Below are 18,670 nucleotides of genomic sequence, written 5' to 3' on the forward strand. Positions count from 1 at the left end.
GATCTGTACCATTTCCGTGAAAAATAAGAAAAGCGGTACGGAGAGTGGAATGGAGACGCGACAGCGATCTGTTGTGAAGGCTTTGGTGTGGAACCTGATGGGTCTTGCCATGATGACTCTGGTGGGTCTTGTCGCAACCGGGTCGGCGGCGGTGGGCGGTACGCTGGCTGTGGCGAACACCGCGATCGGGCTGACCATGTATATCCTTTACGAGCGGATCTGGGCCGGCATCCGGTGGGGCCGCAATGTCTGAACCGCGTGCCTCTGCCTCAAAGCCCGAATGGGGCACCTTCGGCCTGATCGTGATCTGCTACCTGTTCTGGGCGATTACGATTTTCTGGCTCTCAGCTTTGTCCATACCTGTCGCTATCATCGCGGCGGGGGGGCTGGTGGCGTTCCACGCCTCGCTGACCCATGAGGTTCTGCACGGCCATCCGTTTCGCAAGCAATGGATCAATGAGGCGCTGATGGCGCTGCCGCTGAACCTGTGCATTCCTTATAACCGCTTTCGCGACCTGCATCTGGCGCACCACCGCGACGCCAATCTGACCGATCCTTATGACGACCCGGAATCGAACTATCTGGACCCGGTCAGATGGTCGAAGATGTCAAGAGTCCTGAAGGTCCTGTACAGTTTCAACAACACGCTTCTGGGCCGCATTCTGGTCGGTCCGGCCATAGGACAGGCGGTGTTTGTTGTCGATGAAGGACGCGCAGCGCTGAGGGGCGACCGGGAAGTCTGGCGCGCCTGGATGCAGCACCTGCCGGGTGTGGCCGTGATCTTGTGGCTGGTGATCCTGTCGCCGATGCCGGTCTGGGCCTATCTGATTTCGGCCTATCTGGGCCTGTCGCTGCTCAAGATCCGTACATTTCTGGAACATCGCGCCCATGAAAAGGCGCGCGGTCGCACGGTGATCATCGAGGATCGGGGGGTGCTGGCCTTCCTGTTCCTCAATAACAACCTGCATGTGGTGCATCACATGAACCCCAAGGCCGCGTGGTATCAGCTGCCCGCGCTCTATCGCGACGGGCGCAGCCGGTACCAGACCAGCAACGATGCCTATGTCTATCGCTCCTATGGTGAGGTGTTTCGCCGCTATTTCCTGCGTGCCAAGGACCCGGTGCCGCATCCGCTCTGGCCGAAGGGCTGAATTCGCGCCATACCGGGCGGCATGAGCCTTTGGATACCCGTCACAATCGCTGCCGCGCTGTTTCAGACCGTGCGGTTCATGCTGCAGAAATCCCTGAGCACCGTGCGCCTGACTCCCGCCGGGGCGACATTTGCGCGCTTCGCCTATTCCGCACCGCTCGTGGTGCTGGGGCTTGTGGCTTATCTGGCGATCACAGGCACACCGCTGCCGTCGCTTTCCACGCGGTTCTGGATATTTGCCGCCATCGGCGGCACAGCGCAGATACTTGCCACGATCTGCGTGGTGGCGCTGTTCAAGCAGCGCAATTTTGCGGTTGGTATCACCTTCAAAAAGACCGAGGTGATTCAGACCGCTCTGGTTGGGTTGGTCATACTGGGTGAGGGCGTGTCTTGGGGCGGGTTCGCCGCCATCCTGCTGGGGCTGGCGGCGGTATTCCTGCTGTCAAAAACGCCGGGCGGAGAAGGTCCCTGGTGGCGGCACCTGACCAATCGCGCCTCGGTGTTGGGATTGGGCTCTGGCATCCTGTTCGCCTTTTCGGCGGTCAGCTATCGCGGTGCTTCGCTGGATCTCGGCGATCTCGATCCGGCCTTTCGTGCGGGTGTCACGCTGGCGGCGGTCACCAGCCTGCAGATGATCGGCATGGGTTTGTGGCTGGCCTGGCACAACAGGGCCGAACTGCGCGCGGTTTGGGATACACGCCGGACCGGGCTGTTTGTCGGTTTGACCAGTATGGGTGGGTCATTTTGCTGGTTTCTGGCCTTCACACTGCAGAACGCGGCTTATGTAAAGGCGCTGGGGCAAGTCGAACTGGCTTTCAGCATCCTGGCTTCGACGCTATTCTTTCATGAGCGTATCAGCGGGCGCGAGATCGCCGGGATCGGCATTCTCGCGCTGTCCATTCTGGTGCTGGTTCTGTCAATCTGAAGGGCGTTCAGGCGACCGACTGCTCGCGCCGTTCGTCAAAGCTGAGCGCGATGAAGCTGGGCATGTGATCGCCCATGCCGACAACCTTGTCGCGGCCCTTGTGATCGCGGCTGCGCGATCGGCTTTTGCTGTCGCCAGATTTCTTGCCCTTGGCCTCCGCCGCGCGATCCTTGCCGCCGGTTTCTGCCTCAGCGGCCTTTTCGGGCGAGGGTTCAGGTTCGGATTTGGCCACCGCTGCGGGTTTTGGCGCTTCGGTTTTCAGCGGGTTGTCGATGCGCGGGATGTCCTTTTGCACCAGTTTCTCGATGGCGCCCAAGTTCTTTTCGTCGCGCGGAATGCAGATCATCATCGCCTTGCCGTCGCGGCCTGCGCGGCCGGTGCGGCCGATCCGGTGGACGTAATCTTCGGGGTGGCCGGGGACGTCGAAGTTGAGCACGTGGCTCACATTCGGCACATCCAGCCCGCGCGCCGCCACATCCGAGGCCACAAGGAATCGCAGCGAGCCGTCGCGGAATCCGTCCAGCGTTCTTGTCCGCTGGCTCTGATCCAGATCACCATGGATGGGCGCGGCGTCATAGCCGTATTTCTTGAGCGATTTCGCAACGATATCCACATCGGTCTTGCGATTGCAAAAGATGATCGCGTTGGTGCACTTATCACCCTCGGTATCGATGATCGCACGCAGCAACTTACGTTTTTCGCTGGCCTCACGGTCGCGGCGCGAGCCTTTGAACATCACCACGCCCTGTTCGATGGTTTCCGAGGCGGTGGCCTGGCGGGCAACTTCGATCCGCGCAGGCGCGCTGAGGAAGGTGTTTGTGATCCGCTCGATCTCGGGCGCCATGGTGGCCGAGAAGAACAGCGTCTGGCGGGTGAAGGGCGTCAGCGAGAAGATACGTTCGATATCTGGGATGAAGCCCATGTCGAGCATCCGGTCGGCCTCGTCCACCACCATGATCTGCACGCCGGTGAGCAGCAGCTTGCCGCGCTCGAAATGGTCCAGCAGGCGACCGGGCGTGGCGATCAGCACGTCGACGCCGCGATCGATCAGCGCGTCCTGTTCCTTGAACGAGACACCGCCGATCAGCAGCGCCTTGGTCAGTTTCACATGCTTGGCATAGGTGTCGAAATTCTCGGCCACCTGTGCGGCCAGTTCGCGCGTAGGGCAGAGCACCAGAGACCGCGGCATCCGCGCCCGCGCCCGTCCGCGTGCGAGCATCGTGATCATCGGCAGCGTGAAGCTGGCGGTCTTGCCGGTTCCGGTCTGGGCAATGCCCAGCACATCGCGCCCGTCGAGGGCTGCGGGAATCGCGCCTTCCTGAATCGGGGTTGGAGTTTCATAGCCGGCCTCGGCAATAGCCTTGAGGACCTTCGGGTTCAGGTTCAGATCGTTAAACTTTGTCATATGTGTCCGATATATGCGGACACTATACCTGGCCCGCGCGTCTTACTTTGGGTGCCGGGTCCGGATGACCAGCGCGGTTCACGCGCATCGGCTTGTGCGGCGGCATAACAAAAAGGCGGGCAAGGGTCAAACAAACATGCCCCGCCGCCCGAAACAGATGGGATTCTTTGTTGGATCGCGTCAATTCGGCATAAATTCGGGGAAATGTCTCCGGCGTTTCCAGCCCAGTCCAAGATCGCGGTGACTAAGCAACCCTTCGGCTGCGAGCGCATCTCGCAACCGGTCCGTATCGCCGCATACTTCATCATAGAACCGTCTGAGCCCTGCCTCGCCTTCATTCTTTTCCAGCGTGTTTAGCAGCTCATGGATGGTTACACCGCCTTCCTCTTTCGGTCTGGCGGGCGACATCTCTTCCCGGTAGGAGCCTTTTTCCAGCCTGTAGCGGTACTGTGCCAGCCAATCCTCCCATCCTGTTGCATGGCAATGACAGAGCACGACGTCCTCAAGTTCAACCATGTCCGGATTGCGTTTCTCGCCCAGAACGTAGCTGTGAAGGCCGATTCGAATGTTTTTGAACCCGGTGCGCACAAAAACTTTGCCAACCACATGACTGAGGAACCCGCCTTTCAGGTGGAGTCCGAAATTGGGATAAAGACGCTCAACGGTCCTGGCCCGTTCGGGACCTGACGGGATGAAACCCTTGAACTGGGTGCCGTCCCCCTCGATCACTTCGTTCGGGCGAACAAGGGCACCTTTCGCCGATTGTGGCACCGCAGCAAGGACATCGCCAAGAGGCCTGTCGGGCCAAAGAAACTCATCCACATCGATATGCGCCAGCCAGTCCAGTTGAGGGTCGGTGCGATAGACGCGGGTCGCATTGAGGGATTGGCGGAACTGATGCGTGGCCGGGCGCTTGCTTTTGCCAATGCGGTTTAGCCAGTAATCATTGGTGCAAACGGTCACCTGAGTTTTTGGATGCGCTCGCAAGAGGTCCCAGACTCTAGGGCAGGGCTCATCGAGGTGGACATATACCATCTTCGCGCCAAGCTCGATGTGATAGGCCGCGAAGTTCAGGATGTCCTTAGCGGGGGCCTTGATTGTCGTGACAACACCCCAGCTGTCCTTACCGTCAGACATGTCCAAAATAACTCCGCTCAAGGCGGCCCGGTGGCGGCCCCGACCAGCGCAGGTTAGGACACTGAAGCATTCAGGTCATCCTCTCTTCGTTGTCGCAGGCAGGTACTTGTCAGTGCGGTCAATATCGATGCGGCTGAACCTCCCTTATATGTCGGTGGAGCCGTCCTGGCCGGGGAAATGATTCTTCAATTTGTCATCCAGGCCTAGCTCCCGGTGCCGGATCAGGTTCAACTGTCGCAGCCGATCGCGCGCGGCTGGTTCTGCGCCGAAAATCTCGTCATAAAAGCCTTCCAATCCGGCCCTGCCGCGTTCTGCCTCAAGCTGTCTGAGCTGCTCATGCACGGATTTCCTTGCCGCCGCCGCCGACATTTTGCGCCGTCTCGGCGCCTTTCTGAGGCGGTCGCTGATCTTTTTGACCCAGATATCGCGCTGCGCCGAAGCCATGCTGCACATATCCACGCCGTCGAGCTCGACAGAGGCTAGCGGTCGCTCATCCGCGCCATAAAAGCGGTGAATCCTGAAGTTGATGTTCTTCAACCCGGTGCGCGCAAACAGCTTGCCGGTTGTGTCGCTCACCAGACCGCCATGGGTCATCCACCCATGGCCGGGATAGGCGCGGGTGGTCAGCTCGGCGCGCCCTGGTCCCGGTGGAACCGGTGCCTTGAACGATGACCCGTCTCCGGCCAGCGCCTCGAGCGGGCGGATGCGGGCGCAGTGCACATCGCCACTCAGGGCGCGCAACCGGTCCGAGACTTGGGTCTGGGACCACAGGAATTCATCGACCTCCAGATGGCACAGCCAATGCGCTTCGGTGGCATAATAGGCGTGGTCGTTGTTGAAGCTGTGGCGCACCAGTAGGCGCAAGGGTCGCCCATGCCCGAGGCGGCGCCAGTGGTCTTCGCCGCACATCACCACGGTGACGTTCGGGTGCGGGTCGAGGTGGTCGAAAGCCGGGGATTGCGGATCGTCGAGATAGACGTGAACCCGTTCTGCGCCGAGCTCGAGATGGTGAGCGACAAACCGCAGAATGTCCGGAGTCGATGCGTCAGTGGTTGTGCAGACGGCCCAGCTGTCGGTTTGCGCCTCAGCCCGCGGTTTCTCGCCCCGATAGTGGCGCACGCGTGCAAAGACCGTGTTCGGGTCCGAGACCACAAGCCCAAGCAAATGCAGCCCCAGCGGGCGCAGCGCGCCATCGCCCTCGGCCAGCCGCCAGAGCCGCGCCAGCATGTTGCGATCCAGGTCGCCGCTGATGAGGGAATACCCCTCCATCCCGAAGGCCAGTTCATGGCGCAATCCGCCGTCGCGGCGCGGAAAGGCCATATCGTTGCGCCATCCCGAAACGCGGCGTTCGCTGTCATGCAGCTTGATCATGTCGAACAGCACCGACAGGCCCATGCCACCCACCCGCTGCGCCGGAGTCTCGCCCTGATCTGCAAAGGTGGTCGCCGCCGATATCAGCCAGCGTATCGGCAATTCCCGCACAAGCTGGTTGCCCTTTTCGCGCCAGATCCGCAGGAACAGGTGGCGCACCGCCTCGGGTGGGTCGCGGCGGCGCAGGATGGCGATGCACATCGCATGCACCGCCCAGAGCGTGCTTTGTCCGTCGAATTCCTGAAGGAGAATCTGGTATTTTCGCGCCGCGTTATGTTGGTGGTCGAACGAAGACGGCAGCACCGGTGCTTTCACGTTGTCGCGGTGAAGCTGGTCCAGATCCACATCCGGATCGGGCAATACGGCCTCGACCCCCCGATAGGGCTCGAGCTTGCGTTCGAAGGTGTGCAAAAGGCTTGCAAAGCCGTCGGGATATATCGCGTCGTCTTCCATACACCCGAGAGCTAACCGGCTTTGCCGCCTAGGTCATCATCTCTTTCGTCGCGGTCAGGCGCACATCGGGATGGTCACGTTCGATGCGGTCGATATCCCATTGCAGCCGAGTCAGATACACGATGTCACCATCATGGTCATGGGCGATGTGCTGCTTGTTGGCGTTGATGAATTTGTCCAGCGCCTGCTTGTCGCCGCTGGCCCAGCGGGCCGAAGTGAATTGCGAGTTATCGAACCGGACGGGCAGCCCGTATTCCATCTCGATCCGGCTGGCCAGCACCTCGAATTGCAATGCTCCGACCACGCCAACGATGAAGCCCGACCCGATCGAAGGCTTGAAGACCTTGGCTGCGCCTTCCTCGGCAAACTGCATCAGCGCCTTTTCCAGATGCTTGGACTTCATCGGGTCGCCTGCGCGCACGCCCTGCAGCAGTTCCGGCGCAAAAGAGGGGATGCCGGTCACGCGGATCGCCTCACCCTCGGTCAGGGTGTCGCCGATGCGCAACTGACCGTGGTTGGGAATGCCGATGATGTCACCAGCCCAGGCCTCTTCCGCCAGTTCCCGGTCTGAGGCGAGGAACAGCACTGGGTTCGAGATTGCCATCGGTTTCTTGGACCGCACATGGGTCAGCTTCATACCGCGCTTGAAGTGACCGCTAGCCATCCGGACAAAGGCCACCCGATCGCGGTGCTTGGGGTCCATGTTGGCCTGCACCTTGAAGACAAATCCCGCGACCTTCTTTTCGTCCGGCGCGATCTGGCGCGGTTCTGCCGACTGGATCTGGGGTTGGGGGCCATAAGCGCCGATACCCTCCATCAGTTCCTTTACGCCAAAAGAATTGATCGCCGAGCCGAACCAGATCGGGGTCATGTGCCCCTCAAGTACCGCCTGCGGGTCGAGCTTTGGCAGCAATTCGCGTGCCATCTCGACCTCTTCCAGCAGCTTGTCCAGCAATTCAGCCGGGACATGTTCGGCCAGCTTCGGGTCGTCTAGCCCGTTGATCTCGATGCTTTCGGCAACCTTGTTCCGGTCGGCGCGGTCCATCAGCTCCAGCCGGTCGCGCAGCATGTCATAGCAACCGATGAAATCACGCCCGACTCCGATGGGCCACGCGGCGGGGGTGACGTCGATGGCCAGCATTTCCTGAATTTCGTCGATGATCTCGAACGTGTCGCGGCTTTCGCGGTCCATCTTGTTACAGAAGGTCAGGATCGGCAGGTCGCGCAGGCGGCAGACTTCGAACAGCTTCTGGGTCTGGCTTTCGACACCTTTTGCGCCGTCGATCACCATCACGGCGGCATCCACGGCGGTCAGCGTGCGATAGGTATCTTCGGAAAAATCGCTGTGACCGGGCGTGTCCACCAGATTAAAGCGAAAGGCGCCATAATCGAACGACATCGCCGAGGCTGAAACCGAAATCCCTCGGTCCTTTTCCATCTGCATGAAATCCGATCGCGTGCGCCTTGCCTCGCCCTTGGCGCGCACCTGACCGGCCATCTGGATGGCACCGCCGTAAAGCAGGAATTTCTCGGTCAGCGTGGTCTTGCCCGCATCCGGGTGCGAGATGATCGCAAATGTGCGGCGGCGCGCGATCTCGGGCGGCAGAGCGGGGCGGTTTGTGGCGGTGTCCAACATGTGCGGGCGTATAGGTGAGGCTCTGACCGGGTGCAAGAAAAAGGGGTGGACGTACAGATGCCGCCACCATCTTGGACGCAGCCGGACTGTTGTCCAGACGGCTCGCGGCGCGAGACCTCTGTCGGTTTGCGGGCGTGTCAGATCAGCCGGTGACCGCCCGGCGCAGCAGGTTGATCGCATCGGGCCTGTGCAACAGCGCCCGCGTCATGTCCGGGCTGCTTTTATCACGCAGATGCAACAGCGGACTGACCTTGTTCAGAAGGTCCTGTGGCAGGGCGGGTTTGACGCGCGAATCGATAGGCAGCAGATCGGCGGCGATTCCTTCGGCATAGACCTGATGTGGACGATCAAAGAGGAGCTGAAAATACTCGACACAGCCGCCTTCGATCGCGAACACGTTCTCGCCATCGACCAGATGGCGGGCATTGACCAGCAACTCAGGCGCATCGGCGCGCTGCGGGACGGCAAGCCGGTGATTGGGGCTGACGATCAGATCGTTTTCATTGTTAAGCGCACCGCTTCGGATTACCACCAGCGCAAGATCCCCGGCGGCTTGCACCGCAGACCGACCGGCCCAAAGGACCTCTTGCGGTCCGTGGTCTCGGGTGAGGACTCGGTCCCCGGACTTGAGTGTTTCGACCCGTGCCTGCGCGCCCGAGGCCAAGGTGATATGCGTGCCGCGCGTGAAGGCGGTCGAGGGGGTTCGCGCCAGCGTTTCGCGCGCCGCGTGGCGGTTCAGCCCGACAAGCGTATAGGTGCTGTGGGCGCGGAGCGGGACCAACGGAAGCAGGTAGATATCGGCGATCAGCCCGGCGACGTCGACCTCGACCAACAGCACCGCCTCGATGCTTGTTCCTTCGGACGAGACGAGGCTCAGGGCGCTGTCCAGATGCACCGTCCCGCCGGGATGACCCATCGCGGTCTCCATCGCGACGGTGAAGCCGCCACCGGGGTCGAGATGCAGCGCAAGCCGGTGTCGTTCGGACCCTGGGCGCAGCCGGTAGACATCATCCAGAACCAGGTCGTCGGCTGGCGACAGCGTGTCTCCATGATTCACGCCTTCGACCACGGTGAAATCGTCGGCGCGATAGGCGAGAAGGGATTGAACTGGGCTGTTGATGGTCACATGCATAACGGGTCTTCTACTCGAACAAGGTTTCTTACTACTAACGCACACACTACATCTTGGGTGGTGCGAGAATGTGGCACAGATAGGTCGGGTTGCGGGCGATTTCATCAAGGTGACGTGGCGTCGGCGGGGATTAACAAAGGGAGAGAGAGATGGAACTGGGAATTTCGGGCAAACGTGCCCTTGTCTGCGCCAGCAGCAAAGGGTTGGGGCGCGCCTGTGCCGATTCGCTGGCTGCTGCTGGCGTCGATCTGGTCCTGAACGCGCGCGGGGCGCAGGCGCTTGAGGACACCGCCCAGACGATAAGCGCCGCCCATGGCGTGTCGGTGGAAACCGTTGCTTGCGACGTGACCAGCCCCGAGGGGCAGGCGCAGCTGATCGCTGCGGCGGGGGATGTGGACATTCTGGTCAACAACGCGGGCGGCCCGCCGCCGGGGCTTTGGTCGGACTGGGAACGCGAGGATTTCGTCAAGGCGCTGGATGCCAATATGCTCGCGCCGATTGCGATGATGACGGCGCTGCTGCCGGGCATGATCGACAAGGGCTGGGGCAGGGTGGTCAACATCACCTCGCAGTCGGTCAAGGCGCCAGTGGCTATTCTGGGGCTGTCGAACGCGGCCCGGACCGGGCTGACCGGCTATGTCGCTGGCACGTCGCGGCAGGTTGCGCCTTATGGCGTGAACATCAACAACCTGCTGCCCGGCAGCCATGCCACCGACCGGATCGACGCGCTGGACCGCTCTACCGCCGAGCGTGAGGGGATTTCCTTTGACGCGGCCCGTGCGGCCCGCCAGTCAACAATCCCCGCCGGACGCGATGGCAAACCGCAAGAGTTCGGTGCAGCCTGCGCGTTCCTGTGCTCGCAGCATGCAGGCTTCATGGTCGGTCAGAACATCCTGCTGGACGGCGGCAACGTGAACGCGACGATCTGAGCCATGGCGCAGGGGTATTCGCTGAAGGATCAACTGTTCAACGCCGAAAAGATTGCCTATCTGGCGGGGCTGTTCGGTGAGGCCTCCGGGGCGTTCGACCGGCGCGGGTTCGAGTCGCGCGTGATGGCGCGCCTGCCCGAGCTGGAACTGAAAGAGCGCATCGACTGGATCGCGGACTGTCTGGCCGAGGCGGTGCCGGGCGATCTGCAGACCGTCGCACCGGTGATCGTCAGCGCGCTACCGGACCCGCTTGATCCGACCCTCAGCGATGACGATTTCGGCGATTTCATCTTCGCGCCTCTGGGCGAATGGGTGGCGCGGGTTGGTGCCGATGACCTGGATCTCTCGCTGGATGTGCTCGCGGAACTGACCCAGCGGTTTTCGATGGAATGGGCGATCCGGCCGTTTCTGAACGCCGGTCCGAGCCGGGTTCTGGACCGGATGGAGGCGTGGTGCGATCACGACAGTTATCATGTCCGCCGACTGGTCAGCGAGGGCACACGGCCGCGCCTGCCATGGGGTCAGGCGGTCTCGCTTGATCTGACCGATCCGTTGCCATTGCTCGATCGGTTGCACGCTGATCCCACAAGATATGTGACGCGCTCGGTCGCCAATCATCTGAACGATATCGCCAAGAAGGATGCCGATCTGGTGCTCGGGCGTGTCTCGGGATGGCGCGCGCGCGGTCAGCAGGAGGCGGAAGAATTGCGCTGGATGACCGGCCACGCGCTGCGCGGTCTGGTCAAGCAGGGGCATCCTGGTGCGATGAAGGAACTGGGCTATGACCCGGATGCGAAGCTGAGCGCTGTGCTGCACTTGCCGGGCACGGCCCGCATCGGTGAAGCGCTGGCCTTCACGGTCGATCTGACCGCCTCGCGCCCGACGCCGGTTCTGGTCGATTACGTTATTCACTTCCAGCGCCCCGGCGGCAAGGTGTCGCCCAAGGTGCATAAGCTGAAGCAGACCCGTATCGAGACGGGCGAGCTGAGCCTGTCGAAAAAGCACAAGCTTAAGGGCAATGCCACGACCTTCAAACTGGTGCCGGGCAGCCACCTGATCGAAGTTCAGATCAACGGGCGCACCCGCGCCAGCGCCACGTTCGACCTGCTGCCGGAACGGTAATGTAGTGTCGATGGTAAGATAGCTTCGACCTTCACGTCATGTATCAGCCGCATTTGGGGGGATTGGGGGCGGCTACTGCAGGTGCGACAAGTTGCGAAGGTCTGCATAGAGCCCAAATTGGAAAATTAGATTCCCCGGCTCTCACCAGTCATCCGTGATATCGTTTACAGGCTTGCGGTTGGTAAGCGGAGTACATTGGGGGAATTGGGATGACGAGCGACATTACAGTTGTTGGACTGGGCGCAATGGGAACTGCTCTGGCAACCGCGCTCTTGGACACCGGGCGTAACGTTACCGTCTGGAATCGCACACATGAAAAAATGAAATCCATGGTGGAGCGGGGTGCGCGGGGCGCCGATGATTTGGATGAGGCCATTTCGGCAAGTCCCAGGACATTGATCTGCCTTCTCAACTATTCCACCACAAACGCTCTTTTTGATACTCGTCCAGTTTCAAAGGCTGCCGCCGGTAGCAACATTATTCAGCTTGGCACTTCGTCGCCGCAAGAATCCGAGGACAGTAGAAAGCAATTTAACAATTGGGGCGCAGGTTACCTCGACGGCACGATCATGTGTTGGCCAGGTGATATCGGAACGTCAACCGGCCGGATAGCGATCGCTGGAGATGAAATCGCATTTGCAGATAGCAAGGCAGACCTTGGTGTACTCGCTGGCGATTTACGCTACTTGGGCTCGAACGTCCGCTCGGCAGCGACATTGGAGCTTGCGTTTCTTTCGCGCCTCCTTGGAATAATATTTGGGAGTATTCACGGATCGCTCGTCTGCGAAGCAGAGGGATTGCCTGTGTCTGAGTTCACGTCCATCCTTCCACCAGGTGACAGGGCTATCCCGCTTACCGAAGCAATCCATGCAGGTTCTTTCGACGAGATTTCTGGCGGCGGCGCATCAGTTGATGTGGCAGGAGAGGCGGTCACTGGCTTGTACGATCACGCTGTTTCTATGGGTATCAATACTGAACTACCGACCTTGATGCGCAATTGGGTCAAACGTGCGCAGGACGCTGGCTTTGGAAAACAGGAAACTGCAGCAATCATCAAAGCACTCCGGAAGAATTGAGGCGACAATTGTCCGCTTCGTCCGCGTTGCCGTCGATCAGAATTGCAAGCACGGCTCCGGTCTGGATCAAAATTGCCTGGTGATGGGCTCGTATTTGTCTGATCGATCGGCAGGGCTTGACCAAGAATATCGCCGCATCAAATCAGAGTCGCGCGAGTTTCTACACGTGACCTCACGTCCAATTGAGTGGTCGTTGCCACACCCTGCTGCTAGCTGCGCCGCAAGACAGCAGCAGGAGGTTCCATGCAGGTATCCGTGATCATTGCCCTTTTTGGCGCCATCATTCTGGCAAGCTTGTGGGTCGCGCCCAGGCGCGCCACGGTCTCGGGTTTTTTTGGCGGGACGAGCGCCGAGGGCGCCGCGCCGGGCCTGTGGGTGCTGGTGCTAAGCCAGGTGACTACATGGATTTTTGCGCGCTCGCTGATGAACTCCGCCATTCTGGGCTATTTCTATGGCATCGCGGGGGTGCTGGCCTATTCCGCCTATTACGGCTCGTTCCTGACCGGGGGCTTTGTGGTACAGCGCCTGCGAGCGGGGGGCGCGCGCTCGGTTCAGGACTGGCTGGGGGACCGGTTCGGCACGCTTGGCACCGGCTGCTACAATCTGGTGATCGCGCTACGGCTTCTGTCCGAGGTCTTTGCCAACCTGATCGTGGTGGGGCTGATCTTTTCCGCCGTGACGCCCGACACTGACAGCGCCGGTCCAATTGCCATTGTCACCGTCGGGAGCCTGGCGCTGGCCTATTCCGCATGGGGCGGTCTGGGCGCGGCGCTGCGCACGGATGTACTGCAGATGTCGGTATTTCTGGTGGTATTCGCAGTGGCCTTTGTCGCGTTCGTGCTCAGCCCCGGCTTCGATCTTGGCACGCTGCTGAGCGCCGACGGCGTATCCGGGGCGCACAATGGCTGGGTGTTGCTGCTGGTGGCGTTCCTGCAGGTCTTTTCCTATCCGGTGCATGACCCGGTGATGATGGATCGCGGGTTTCTCGCCGACCGGGACACCACGCGAAAGAGCTTTCTGCACGCGTTCTGGATCTCGGCGCTGTGCATCATCTGTTTTGGTTTCTTCGGCATTCAGGCCGCGCTGGACGGTGCGGCGTATGAGGGCGAGTTGATCGGGACATGGGCGCAGTCCTTGCCCGCTTGGGTATTCATCGCGTTGTTGGTCTCGCTACTGGTCTCGGCCCTCTCGACGCTCGATTCCGCGCTGGCTGCGGCGGCGCGGCTGGTGGTCGAGGAACTGTGCCTCGCGCCGCGCAACCTGACCGGAGGGCGCATCGCCATGGCGGTATTTGCCGTGGCGGGCGCGGTGCTAACGCTTTGGGGCAACCAGACGCTGTTTGACGCGGTGGCGGTGTCGGGCACGGCCTCGATGTTCCTGACCCCGGTGCTGCTGGCCGGGTTGGTCGGCGGGCGGCAGGTGGCGCTTTGGGCGTATTTGGTCAGCTTTGGGGCGGCTATGCTGGGGGCCATGGCCTATCTGTTCCGGAGTAACGAATTCGTTGCAGCACTGCTCTATGACGGCCACAAATACGAACAGCTGCTGCAGATCTGCGTCTGTGTGCTGGTCGTGGGCTGCATGGCGGTCTGGATCGGATCGCAGCGTGTGCCCGATAGGGTTGCGGGCGAATAGGGGGGCTGCTAAATCTCGCCGAATTCCGATGAATTTGATCGGACTTGGCAAGAGGCTCCATCCGTGACCGCACAGGACGACCCGAAACCCGCCCCCCGGCTAGAGGTGCGCAGCCTCATGCGCCGCTTCGAGGGGCGTGCGGTGGTCGACGATGTCTCGCTCAGCATCGAGGCCGGGCAGGTGACCTGTCTGCTGGGGCCGTCGGGCTGCGGAAAGTCCACGACGCTGCGGATGATCGCCGGGGTTGAAATGCAGGATTCCGGTGAGATCTACGTGGATGGCAAGCTGATCTGCGACACCGTGTTCCGTGTCCCGCCCGAACGGCGCCAGATCGGCCTGATGTTTCAGGACTTCGCGCTGTTCCCGCATCTGAGCGTCGCGGACAACGTGGCTTTTGGCCTCAAGGGCGCGCGTGACCTCAAGCGCGCGCGGGTTGAGGAGTTGCTGAACAAGGTGCACCTGAAGCGGTTCATCGACGGCTATCCGCACGAATTGTCAGGGGGCGAGCAGCAACGCGTCGCTCTGGCACGCGCGCTGGCGCCGCGTCCCCGCATCATGCTGATGGACGAGCCGTTCTCGGGCCTCGACAACCGGCTGCGCGACGGCATCCGCGACGACACGCTGAGCTTGCTCAAGGAAGAGGACGCCGCCGTCCTGCTGGTCACCCATGAGCCGGATGAGGCGATGCGGATGGCCGACGAGATTGCGCTGATGCGCCGGGGCAGGATCGTGCAGCAAGGCGCGCCCTACAATGTCTACACGCGCCCCGCCGACAAGGCGGCAGTCGCTTTTTTCAGCGATGTGAACGTGCTGCAGGCGCAGGTGAACGGCGCTCTGGCTGACACGCCATTCGGGCAGTTTCTGGCCCCCGGCGTGCCTGATGGCACCGATGTCGAGATCGTTTTCCGCCCGCAGCATGTAAAGCTGGATTTCGACCGCAACGGTGCGGGCCCGCTGCCCACCGCCAGCACCGGTGTCGCGGCTCGCGGCGTGGTGCAACGTGCCCGTTTTCTGGGCAATGAAAGTCTGGTCGAGTTTCGCATGGATATAGACGGCGCGCGGCTGAAGGCTACGGTTCCCAATGTCTTCATGCCTGAACCCGGTCGCGCCATGTGGCTGACTGTGCGTCGCGACCGTTGTTTCATTTTTTCAGTTGAATAGCGGCCGGAACGTTCGAAAAGGGTCGCGTCCCTCTACCGGTTGTTCGCAAACGGGTCGGTCTGATCCGAGGTCGGACCAAAACGCCGGACCAGCGCTTTTGACATGAACCAGATGGCCACCGTGAGCGGGATCGACGCATATCCGTCAACGGCATAATGCCACCCCAGATGAACCGATCCGATCAGGATGAGCCCGGTGAATGCCACCATGATCCAGCCGAGCCAGCGGGCATAGCTGAAGGCGAACATCGTCAGAACCACGCTTGTCGCTACATGCATGCTGGGCATTGCCGAAATCCCTCGAATCTTTCCGGGGCTGTCGTAATTCGTCAGCAGAAGCTGCTGCGCGTCCGAACTCCAGAGCGGTGTAGCCTGGTCGATCGCGCTCAATTGCAGCATCTGTTCGCTGAACTCGGACCCGAACCCGAAGGCTTCGAAATAGACCGGCCCCGCAGAAGAAAAAACCGTGGCCAACAGGTTCCCGCCAAGAATCCACGTCAATGAGAATGCGACAAGAAACACCATGCTGCGGGCTGGCGACCTGGGATCGAAGATCGCGGCGAAGAGGCCGATATAGAGCAGGACAAACCAAAGCCCGTAGGTGATATCCAGAAACCGGGTCACCGGCGGCGTTCCCAGAACTGGCCACAACCATTGCCAGGGGTCGCTACCAAAATGCAGTACCCTGTCGAGCGCAGCGAATAATGGGTCCCACCCATAGGGGTTCAATGTCGGAACGATGTCTTTCAGGAATGTGAACGACGTTGCCATCACCGTGATTGCAACAATGCAGATCAACCGGTCCAAAATTTTGTCGAAATCCAGAACGAAAGACTTGAGGTCAGACAAAAGCCACTGAATGGGTTTTTTTGGCTTCGCGTAAATCATGCCGTAGGCGAGCCGCCATGCGATCAGGCAAACCGCTGCAACCGTCAGCAATCTCTGCAGGATGTCCAGAAGCACCACCGCCGCGCCGCTCCAGAAAGGCGTATCCGCGACATTGCTGATCGATAGCGCTATCAGTAGGTGCGCGAGCACGATCCCCAGCAGCAAACGATTGCGCCAGATCGCGGTTTCGAGGATTGACCGCTCTGCCGAAATGTCAATTTGCAAACTCATATATGCCCCGTCAAAACCAGCGAAACTTCCGTACCTGCGCGGCAAACTGCCCGTTGAGTTTGACCAGCGAACGGCCCGAATCTGGCTTTTTTAAGAAAGATGAACCTTGCCCGTCTTTTTTCGCGGTGGCTGGACAGGGATTGCAGGTCTGGTGTTTGCCCTGCAGGTGGTCTATCTGCGGGCGGGAAAATGCTCCTGCGAAAGGCTGCCCCATGAGCTTTGAAAATCCCGGCCCGGTCGAGTCCCGGCTGCGCGATGCGATCAGCCCCATTGAAGAGATCATCGAGGAGGCGCGCCAGGGCCGAATGTATATCCTGGTCGATCACGAGGATCGCGAGAACGAGGGCGATCTGTGCATCGCCGCCGAGTTTGCCGATGCCGCCGCGATCAACTTCATGGCCACCCATGGGCGCGGTCTGATCTGCTTGCCGATGACCGCCGAACGGATCGACCGGCTGGGCCTGCCAATGATGGCGGTGAACAACTCCTCGCGGCATGAGACGGCGTTCACCGTGTCGATCGAGGCGCGCGAAGGTGTCAGCACCGGCATTTCAGCCGGTGATCGGGCGCTGACCGTAGCCACCGCGATCAACGAACAGAACACGATGGTTCAGATCGCCACGCCCGGTCATGTCTTTCCGCTGCGCGCCAAACGGGGCGGGGTGCTGGTGCGCGCCGGCCATACCGAGGCTGTGGTCGATATCTCGCGGCTGGCCGGGCTGAATCCTTCCGGCGTGATCTGCGAGATCATGAAACCCGACGGCACCATGGCGCGGCTGCCCGATCTTGTGGAGTTTGCGGCCGAACACGGGCTCAAGGTTGGTACGATCAGCGATCTGATCGCCTACCGGTCGCGCAACGATAATCTGGTGGTCGAAACCGCGCGCGCGACGGTCACCTCGGAATATGGCGGCGAGTGGGAACAGCGCATCTTCACCGACCAGACCCATGGCATCGAACATGTGCTGATGATCAAGGGCGATATCTTTGACGGTGCGCCGGTGCTGACCCGTACCCATGCGCTGCACGAGGCCTCGGACGTATTGGGTCTGGGCCCGAAATCGCCGCGCGAATTGCCGCGCGCGATGGAACTGATCGCCAAAGAGGGACGTGGCGTCGTCTGCTTGTTCCGGCAGCCGCGCAATTCGCTATATGCCAGCGACGATGACGGTGTGCGCACGATCAAACAGACCGGTCTGGGCGCGCAGATCCTGTCCAAGATGGGTCTGCAGGAGCTGATCCTGCTCACTGACAGCCCGGAAACCAAATATCTGGGTCTTGACGCCTTCGGGCTGACCATCGTCGATACCCGACCCATTCTGAAGGACGCCTGACATGGCCAAACCCGACAGCGCAGAAGGGCTGGCACGCCCGACATTCGACAAACCGGTGAAACTGCTGATCGTGGTGGCGCCGTTCTATCGCGACATCGCCGACAACCTGATTGCCGGCGCACGGGCCGAGGTCGAGGCCGCCGACGGTTCCTGCGAGGTGGTCGAAGTGCCCGGTGCGCTGGAGGTGCCCACCGCCATCGCCATGGCCGACCGGCAGTGCAATTTCGACGGCTATGTGGCGCTGGGCTGCGTGATCCGGGGCGAGACCACGCATTACGAAACCGTCTGCAATGACAGCAGCCGCGCGATCCAGTTGATGGGTCTGCAGGGTCTGTGCATCGGCAACGGCATCCTGACCGTGGAAAACCGTGCCCAAGCCGAAGTGCGCGCCGATCCGGCCGAAATGAACAAGGGCGGGGGGGCCGCCGCTGCGGCCTTGCATCTGATCGCGCTCAGCCGTAAATGGGGCGCTTCGACCAAAGGTGTCGGCTTCAAACCGCCTTCCGAGAACATCCTTCTGGCTGGCGACAGCAACGGACCCAAAACCGCATGACCACGCAACCCAAGATCCGCCCGATTGACCGGAAACGCCAGATGAAGTCGGCCGCCCGCCTCTATGCGGTGCAGGCGCTGTTTCAGATGGAACAGTCCAGTCAGACCGTCGAGGCGGTTGTGGCCGAGTTTCTCGATCACCGGTTCGGCGCTGTCTATGAAGATCAGGAGATGGCCGAGGGCAACGCCGATCTCTTCCGTCAACTGGTGGAAGATGCAGTGAATTACCAGGCCCCCGTTGACCAGATGACCGATAGGGCGCTGGTTGCCAAATGGCCCATCGCGCGGATCGATCCGACCCTGCGCGCGCTGTTTCGCGCCGCCGGTGCCGAGCTGCAGCAAAGCGAAACGCCGCCCAAGGTGGTAATCACCGAGTTTGTCGATATCGCCCGTGCCTTCTTTCCCGAAGGGCGCGAGGCCAATTTCGTGAACGCCGTGCTCGATCACATGGCGCGCGAGGCCAAACCCGAGGCGTTCTGAGCCGCGGGGCCATTTCGGGACCGGTCAGAGGTGAACAGAAAAAGACGCGGACATGAC

The 18,670-nt window shown here is 61.0% G+C and carries 18 protein-coding genes; 11 read left to right on the forward strand and 7 right to left on the reverse strand.

Annotated features, from left to right (window positions below):
* The first annotated feature begins 49 nt into the window (after positions 1-49).
* From AB1E33_RS11765 to AB1E33_RS11775, 3 genes are read left to right on the forward strand one after another with little or no spacing between them, the layout of a single operon-like run.
* Complete coding sequence (locus AB1E33_RS11765; RefSeq protein ID WP_372577472.1) at positions 50-253, forward strand: DUF2061 domain-containing protein; 204 nt, start codon at positions 50-52, stop codon at positions 251-253.
* Positions 246-1,151 (forward strand): fatty acid desaturase, encoded by a 906-nt coding sequence (locus AB1E33_RS11770; RefSeq protein WP_372577473.1) that lies wholly within the window; start codon positions 246-248, stop codon positions 1,149-1,151. Before AB1E33_RS11765 ends, AB1E33_RS11770 begins: the two co-directional genes overlap by 8 nt.
* A 21-nt stretch (positions 1,152-1,172) precedes the next feature.
* Positions 1,173-2,075, forward strand: a complete 903-nt coding sequence (locus tag AB1E33_RS11775; protein ID WP_372577474.1) for an EamA family transporter — start codon at positions 1,173-1,175, stop codon at positions 2,073-2,075.
* A gap of 7 nt (positions 2,076-2,082) precedes the next feature.
* Here the strand turns inward: AB1E33_RS11775 and AB1E33_RS11780 are convergent, their stop codons facing one another.
* The 5 genes from AB1E33_RS11780 to AB1E33_RS11800 form a co-directional block, all read right to left on the reverse strand.
* Positions 2,083-3,480: a DEAD/DEAH box helicase gene (locus tag AB1E33_RS11780; protein WP_372577475.1), complete on the reverse strand. Its 1,398-nt coding sequence runs from the start codon at positions 3,478-3,480 to the stop codon at positions 2,083-2,085.
* Positions 3,481-3,660: 180 nt separating this feature from the next.
* Entirely contained in the window at positions 3,661-4,617 is a 957-nt protein-coding gene (locus AB1E33_RS11785) for a glycosyltransferase family 2 protein (protein WP_372577476.1), read from the reverse strand.
* A gap of 144 nt (positions 4,618-4,761) precedes the next feature.
* Positions 4,762-6,441 (reverse strand): glycosyltransferase family 2 protein, encoded by a 1,680-nt coding sequence (locus AB1E33_RS11790; RefSeq protein WP_372577477.1) that lies wholly within the window; start codon positions 6,439-6,441, stop codon positions 4,762-4,764.
* Between the two features lie 28 nt (positions 6,442-6,469).
* Entirely contained in the window at positions 6,470-8,077 is a 1,608-nt protein-coding gene (locus AB1E33_RS11795) for a peptide chain release factor 3 (protein WP_372577478.1), read from the reverse strand.
* A gap of 142 nt (positions 8,078-8,219) precedes the next feature.
* Positions 8,220-9,209 carry a Hint domain-containing protein gene (locus AB1E33_RS11800; RefSeq protein WP_372577479.1) on the reverse strand — a complete coding sequence of 330 codons (990 nt, stop codon included), beginning with the start codon at positions 9,207-9,209 and terminating at the stop codon, positions 8,220-8,222.
* 149 nt (positions 9,210-9,358) lie between these two features.
* Between AB1E33_RS11800 and AB1E33_RS11805 the strand changes: the two genes are divergently transcribed.
* The 5 genes from AB1E33_RS11805 (at position 9,359) to AB1E33_RS11825 (ending at position 15,129) form a co-directional block, all read left to right on the forward strand.
* Positions 9,359-10,138, forward strand: a complete 780-nt coding sequence (locus tag AB1E33_RS11805; RefSeq protein WP_372577480.1) for an SDR family oxidoreductase — start codon at positions 9,359-9,361, stop codon at positions 10,136-10,138.
* A gap of 3 nt (positions 10,139-10,141) precedes the next feature.
* A complete protein-coding gene (locus tag AB1E33_RS11810; protein ID WP_372577481.1) occupies positions 10,142-11,260 on the forward strand; it encodes a YhaZ family DNA alkylation repair protein in 1,119 nt (372 codons plus the stop codon).
* Between the two features lie 209 nt (positions 11,261-11,469).
* Positions 11,470-12,336 carry an NAD(P)-dependent oxidoreductase gene (locus tag AB1E33_RS11815; RefSeq protein ID WP_372577482.1) on the forward strand — a complete coding sequence of 289 codons (867 nt, stop codon included), beginning with the start codon at positions 11,470-11,472 and terminating at the stop codon, positions 12,334-12,336.
* A gap of 243 nt (positions 12,337-12,579) precedes the next feature.
* Positions 12,580-13,968, forward strand: a complete 1,389-nt coding sequence (locus AB1E33_RS11820) for a sodium:proline symporter (protein WP_372577483.1) — start codon at positions 12,580-12,582, stop codon at positions 13,966-13,968.
* A gap of 117 nt (positions 13,969-14,085) precedes the next feature.
* Complete coding sequence (locus AB1E33_RS11825) at positions 14,086-15,129, forward strand: ABC transporter ATP-binding protein (protein WP_372577763.1); 1,044 nt, start codon at positions 14,086-14,088, stop codon at positions 15,127-15,129.
* 32 nt (positions 15,130-15,161) lie between these two features.
* Here AB1E33_RS11825 and AB1E33_RS11830 read toward each other — a convergent pair whose 3' ends face one another.
* Positions 15,162-16,247 (reverse strand): phosphatase PAP2 family protein, encoded by a 1,086-nt coding sequence (locus AB1E33_RS11830; RefSeq protein WP_372577484.1) that lies wholly within the window; start codon positions 16,245-16,247, stop codon positions 15,162-15,164.
* A gap of 10 nt (positions 16,248-16,257) precedes the next feature.
* Positions 16,258-16,461 (reverse strand): hypothetical protein, encoded by a 204-nt coding sequence (locus AB1E33_RS11835; protein ID WP_372577485.1) that lies wholly within the window; start codon positions 16,459-16,461, stop codon positions 16,258-16,260.
* On the opposite strand from AB1E33_RS11835, the gene ribB reads away from it, so the two are divergent.
* Genes ribB through nusB form a run of 3 tightly spaced genes read left to right on the forward strand, consistent with a single transcriptional unit; the run spans position 16,460 to position 18,613 of the window.
* A complete protein-coding gene (gene ribB, locus AB1E33_RS11840; protein ID WP_372577486.1) occupies positions 16,460-17,581 on the forward strand; it encodes a 3,4-dihydroxy-2-butanone-4-phosphate synthase in 1,122 nt (373 codons plus the stop codon). The two genes, AB1E33_RS11835 and ribB, sit on opposite strands and share 2 nt — an antisense overlap.
* 1 nt (position 17,582) lies before the next feature.
* Positions 17,583-18,134 (forward strand): 6,7-dimethyl-8-ribityllumazine synthase, encoded by a 552-nt coding sequence (locus tag AB1E33_RS11845; RefSeq protein WP_372577487.1) that lies wholly within the window; start codon positions 17,583-17,585, stop codon positions 18,132-18,134.
* Positions 18,131-18,613, forward strand: coding sequence for a transcription antitermination factor NusB (nusB, locus tag AB1E33_RS11850; RefSeq protein ID WP_372577488.1), 483 nt, complete (start codon positions 18,131-18,133; stop codon positions 18,611-18,613). Before AB1E33_RS11845 ends, nusB begins: the two co-directional genes overlap by 4 nt.
* Positions 18,614-18,670: the final 57 nt, after the last annotated feature.

The organism is Ruegeria hyattellae (genome assembly GCF_041537925.1).
In the GTDB taxonomy this organism is placed as follows: domain Bacteria; phylum Pseudomonadota; class Alphaproteobacteria; order Rhodobacterales; family Rhodobacteraceae; genus Ruegeria_C.

What these genes read in the sequence shown, in the direction of transcription:
- AB1E33_RS11765 (WP_372577472.1), top strand. Translation starts at nt 50, where the DNA reads ATGGAGACGCGACAGCGATCTGTTGTGAAGGCTTTGGTGTGGAACCTG.
- AB1E33_RS11770 (WP_372577473.1), top strand. Translation starts at nt 246, where the DNA reads ATGTCTGAACCGCGTGCCTCTGCCTCAAAGCCCGAATGGGGCACCTTC.
- AB1E33_RS11775 (WP_372577474.1), top strand. Translation starts at nt 1,173, where the DNA reads ATGAGCCTTTGGATACCCGTCACAATCGCTGCCGCGCTGTTTCAGACC.
- AB1E33_RS11780 (WP_372577475.1), bottom strand. Translation starts at nt 3,480, where the DNA reads ATGACAAAGTTTAACGATCTGAACCTGAACCCGAAGGTCCTCAAGGCT.
- AB1E33_RS11785 (WP_372577476.1), bottom strand. Translation starts at nt 4,617, where the DNA reads ATGTCTGACGGTAAGGACAGCTGGGGTGTTGTCACGACAATCAAGGCC.
- AB1E33_RS11790 (WP_372577477.1), bottom strand. Translation starts at nt 6,441, where the DNA reads ATGGAAGACGACGCGATATATCCCGACGGCTTTGCAAGCCTTTTGCAC.
- AB1E33_RS11795 (WP_372577478.1), bottom strand. Translation starts at nt 8,077, where the DNA reads ATGTTGGACACCGCCACAAACCGCCCCGCTCTGCCGCCCGAGATCGCG.
- AB1E33_RS11800 (WP_372577479.1), bottom strand. Translation starts at nt 9,209, where the DNA reads ATGCATGTGACCATCAACAGCCCAGTTCAATCCCTTCTCGCCTATCGC.
- AB1E33_RS11805 (WP_372577480.1), top strand. Translation starts at nt 9,359, where the DNA reads ATGGAACTGGGAATTTCGGGCAAACGTGCCCTTGTCTGCGCCAGCAGC.
- AB1E33_RS11810 (WP_372577481.1), top strand. Translation starts at nt 10,142, where the DNA reads ATGGCGCAGGGGTATTCGCTGAAGGATCAACTGTTCAACGCCGAAAAG.
- AB1E33_RS11815 (WP_372577482.1), top strand. Translation starts at nt 11,470, where the DNA reads ATGACGAGCGACATTACAGTTGTTGGACTGGGCGCAATGGGAACTGCT.
- AB1E33_RS11820 (WP_372577483.1), top strand. Translation starts at nt 12,580, where the DNA reads ATGCAGGTATCCGTGATCATTGCCCTTTTTGGCGCCATCATTCTGGCA.
- AB1E33_RS11825 (WP_372577763.1), top strand. Translation starts at nt 14,086, where the DNA reads ATGCGCCGCTTCGAGGGGCGTGCGGTGGTCGACGATGTCTCGCTCAGC.
- AB1E33_RS11830 (WP_372577484.1), bottom strand. Translation starts at nt 16,247, where the DNA reads ATGAGTTTGCAAATTGACATTTCGGCAGAGCGGTCAATCCTCGAAACC.
- ribB (WP_372577486.1), top strand. Translation starts at nt 16,460, where the DNA reads ATGAGCTTTGAAAATCCCGGCCCGGTCGAGTCCCGGCTGCGCGATGCG.
- AB1E33_RS11835 (WP_372577485.1), bottom strand. Translation starts at nt 16,461, where the DNA reads ATGGGGCAGCCTTTCGCAGGAGCATTTTCCCGCCCGCAGATAGACCAC.
- AB1E33_RS11845 (WP_372577487.1), top strand. Translation starts at nt 17,583, where the DNA reads ATGGCCAAACCCGACAGCGCAGAAGGGCTGGCACGCCCGACATTCGAC.
- nusB (WP_372577488.1), top strand. Translation starts at nt 18,131, where the DNA reads ATGACCACGCAACCCAAGATCCGCCCGATTGACCGGAAACGCCAGATG.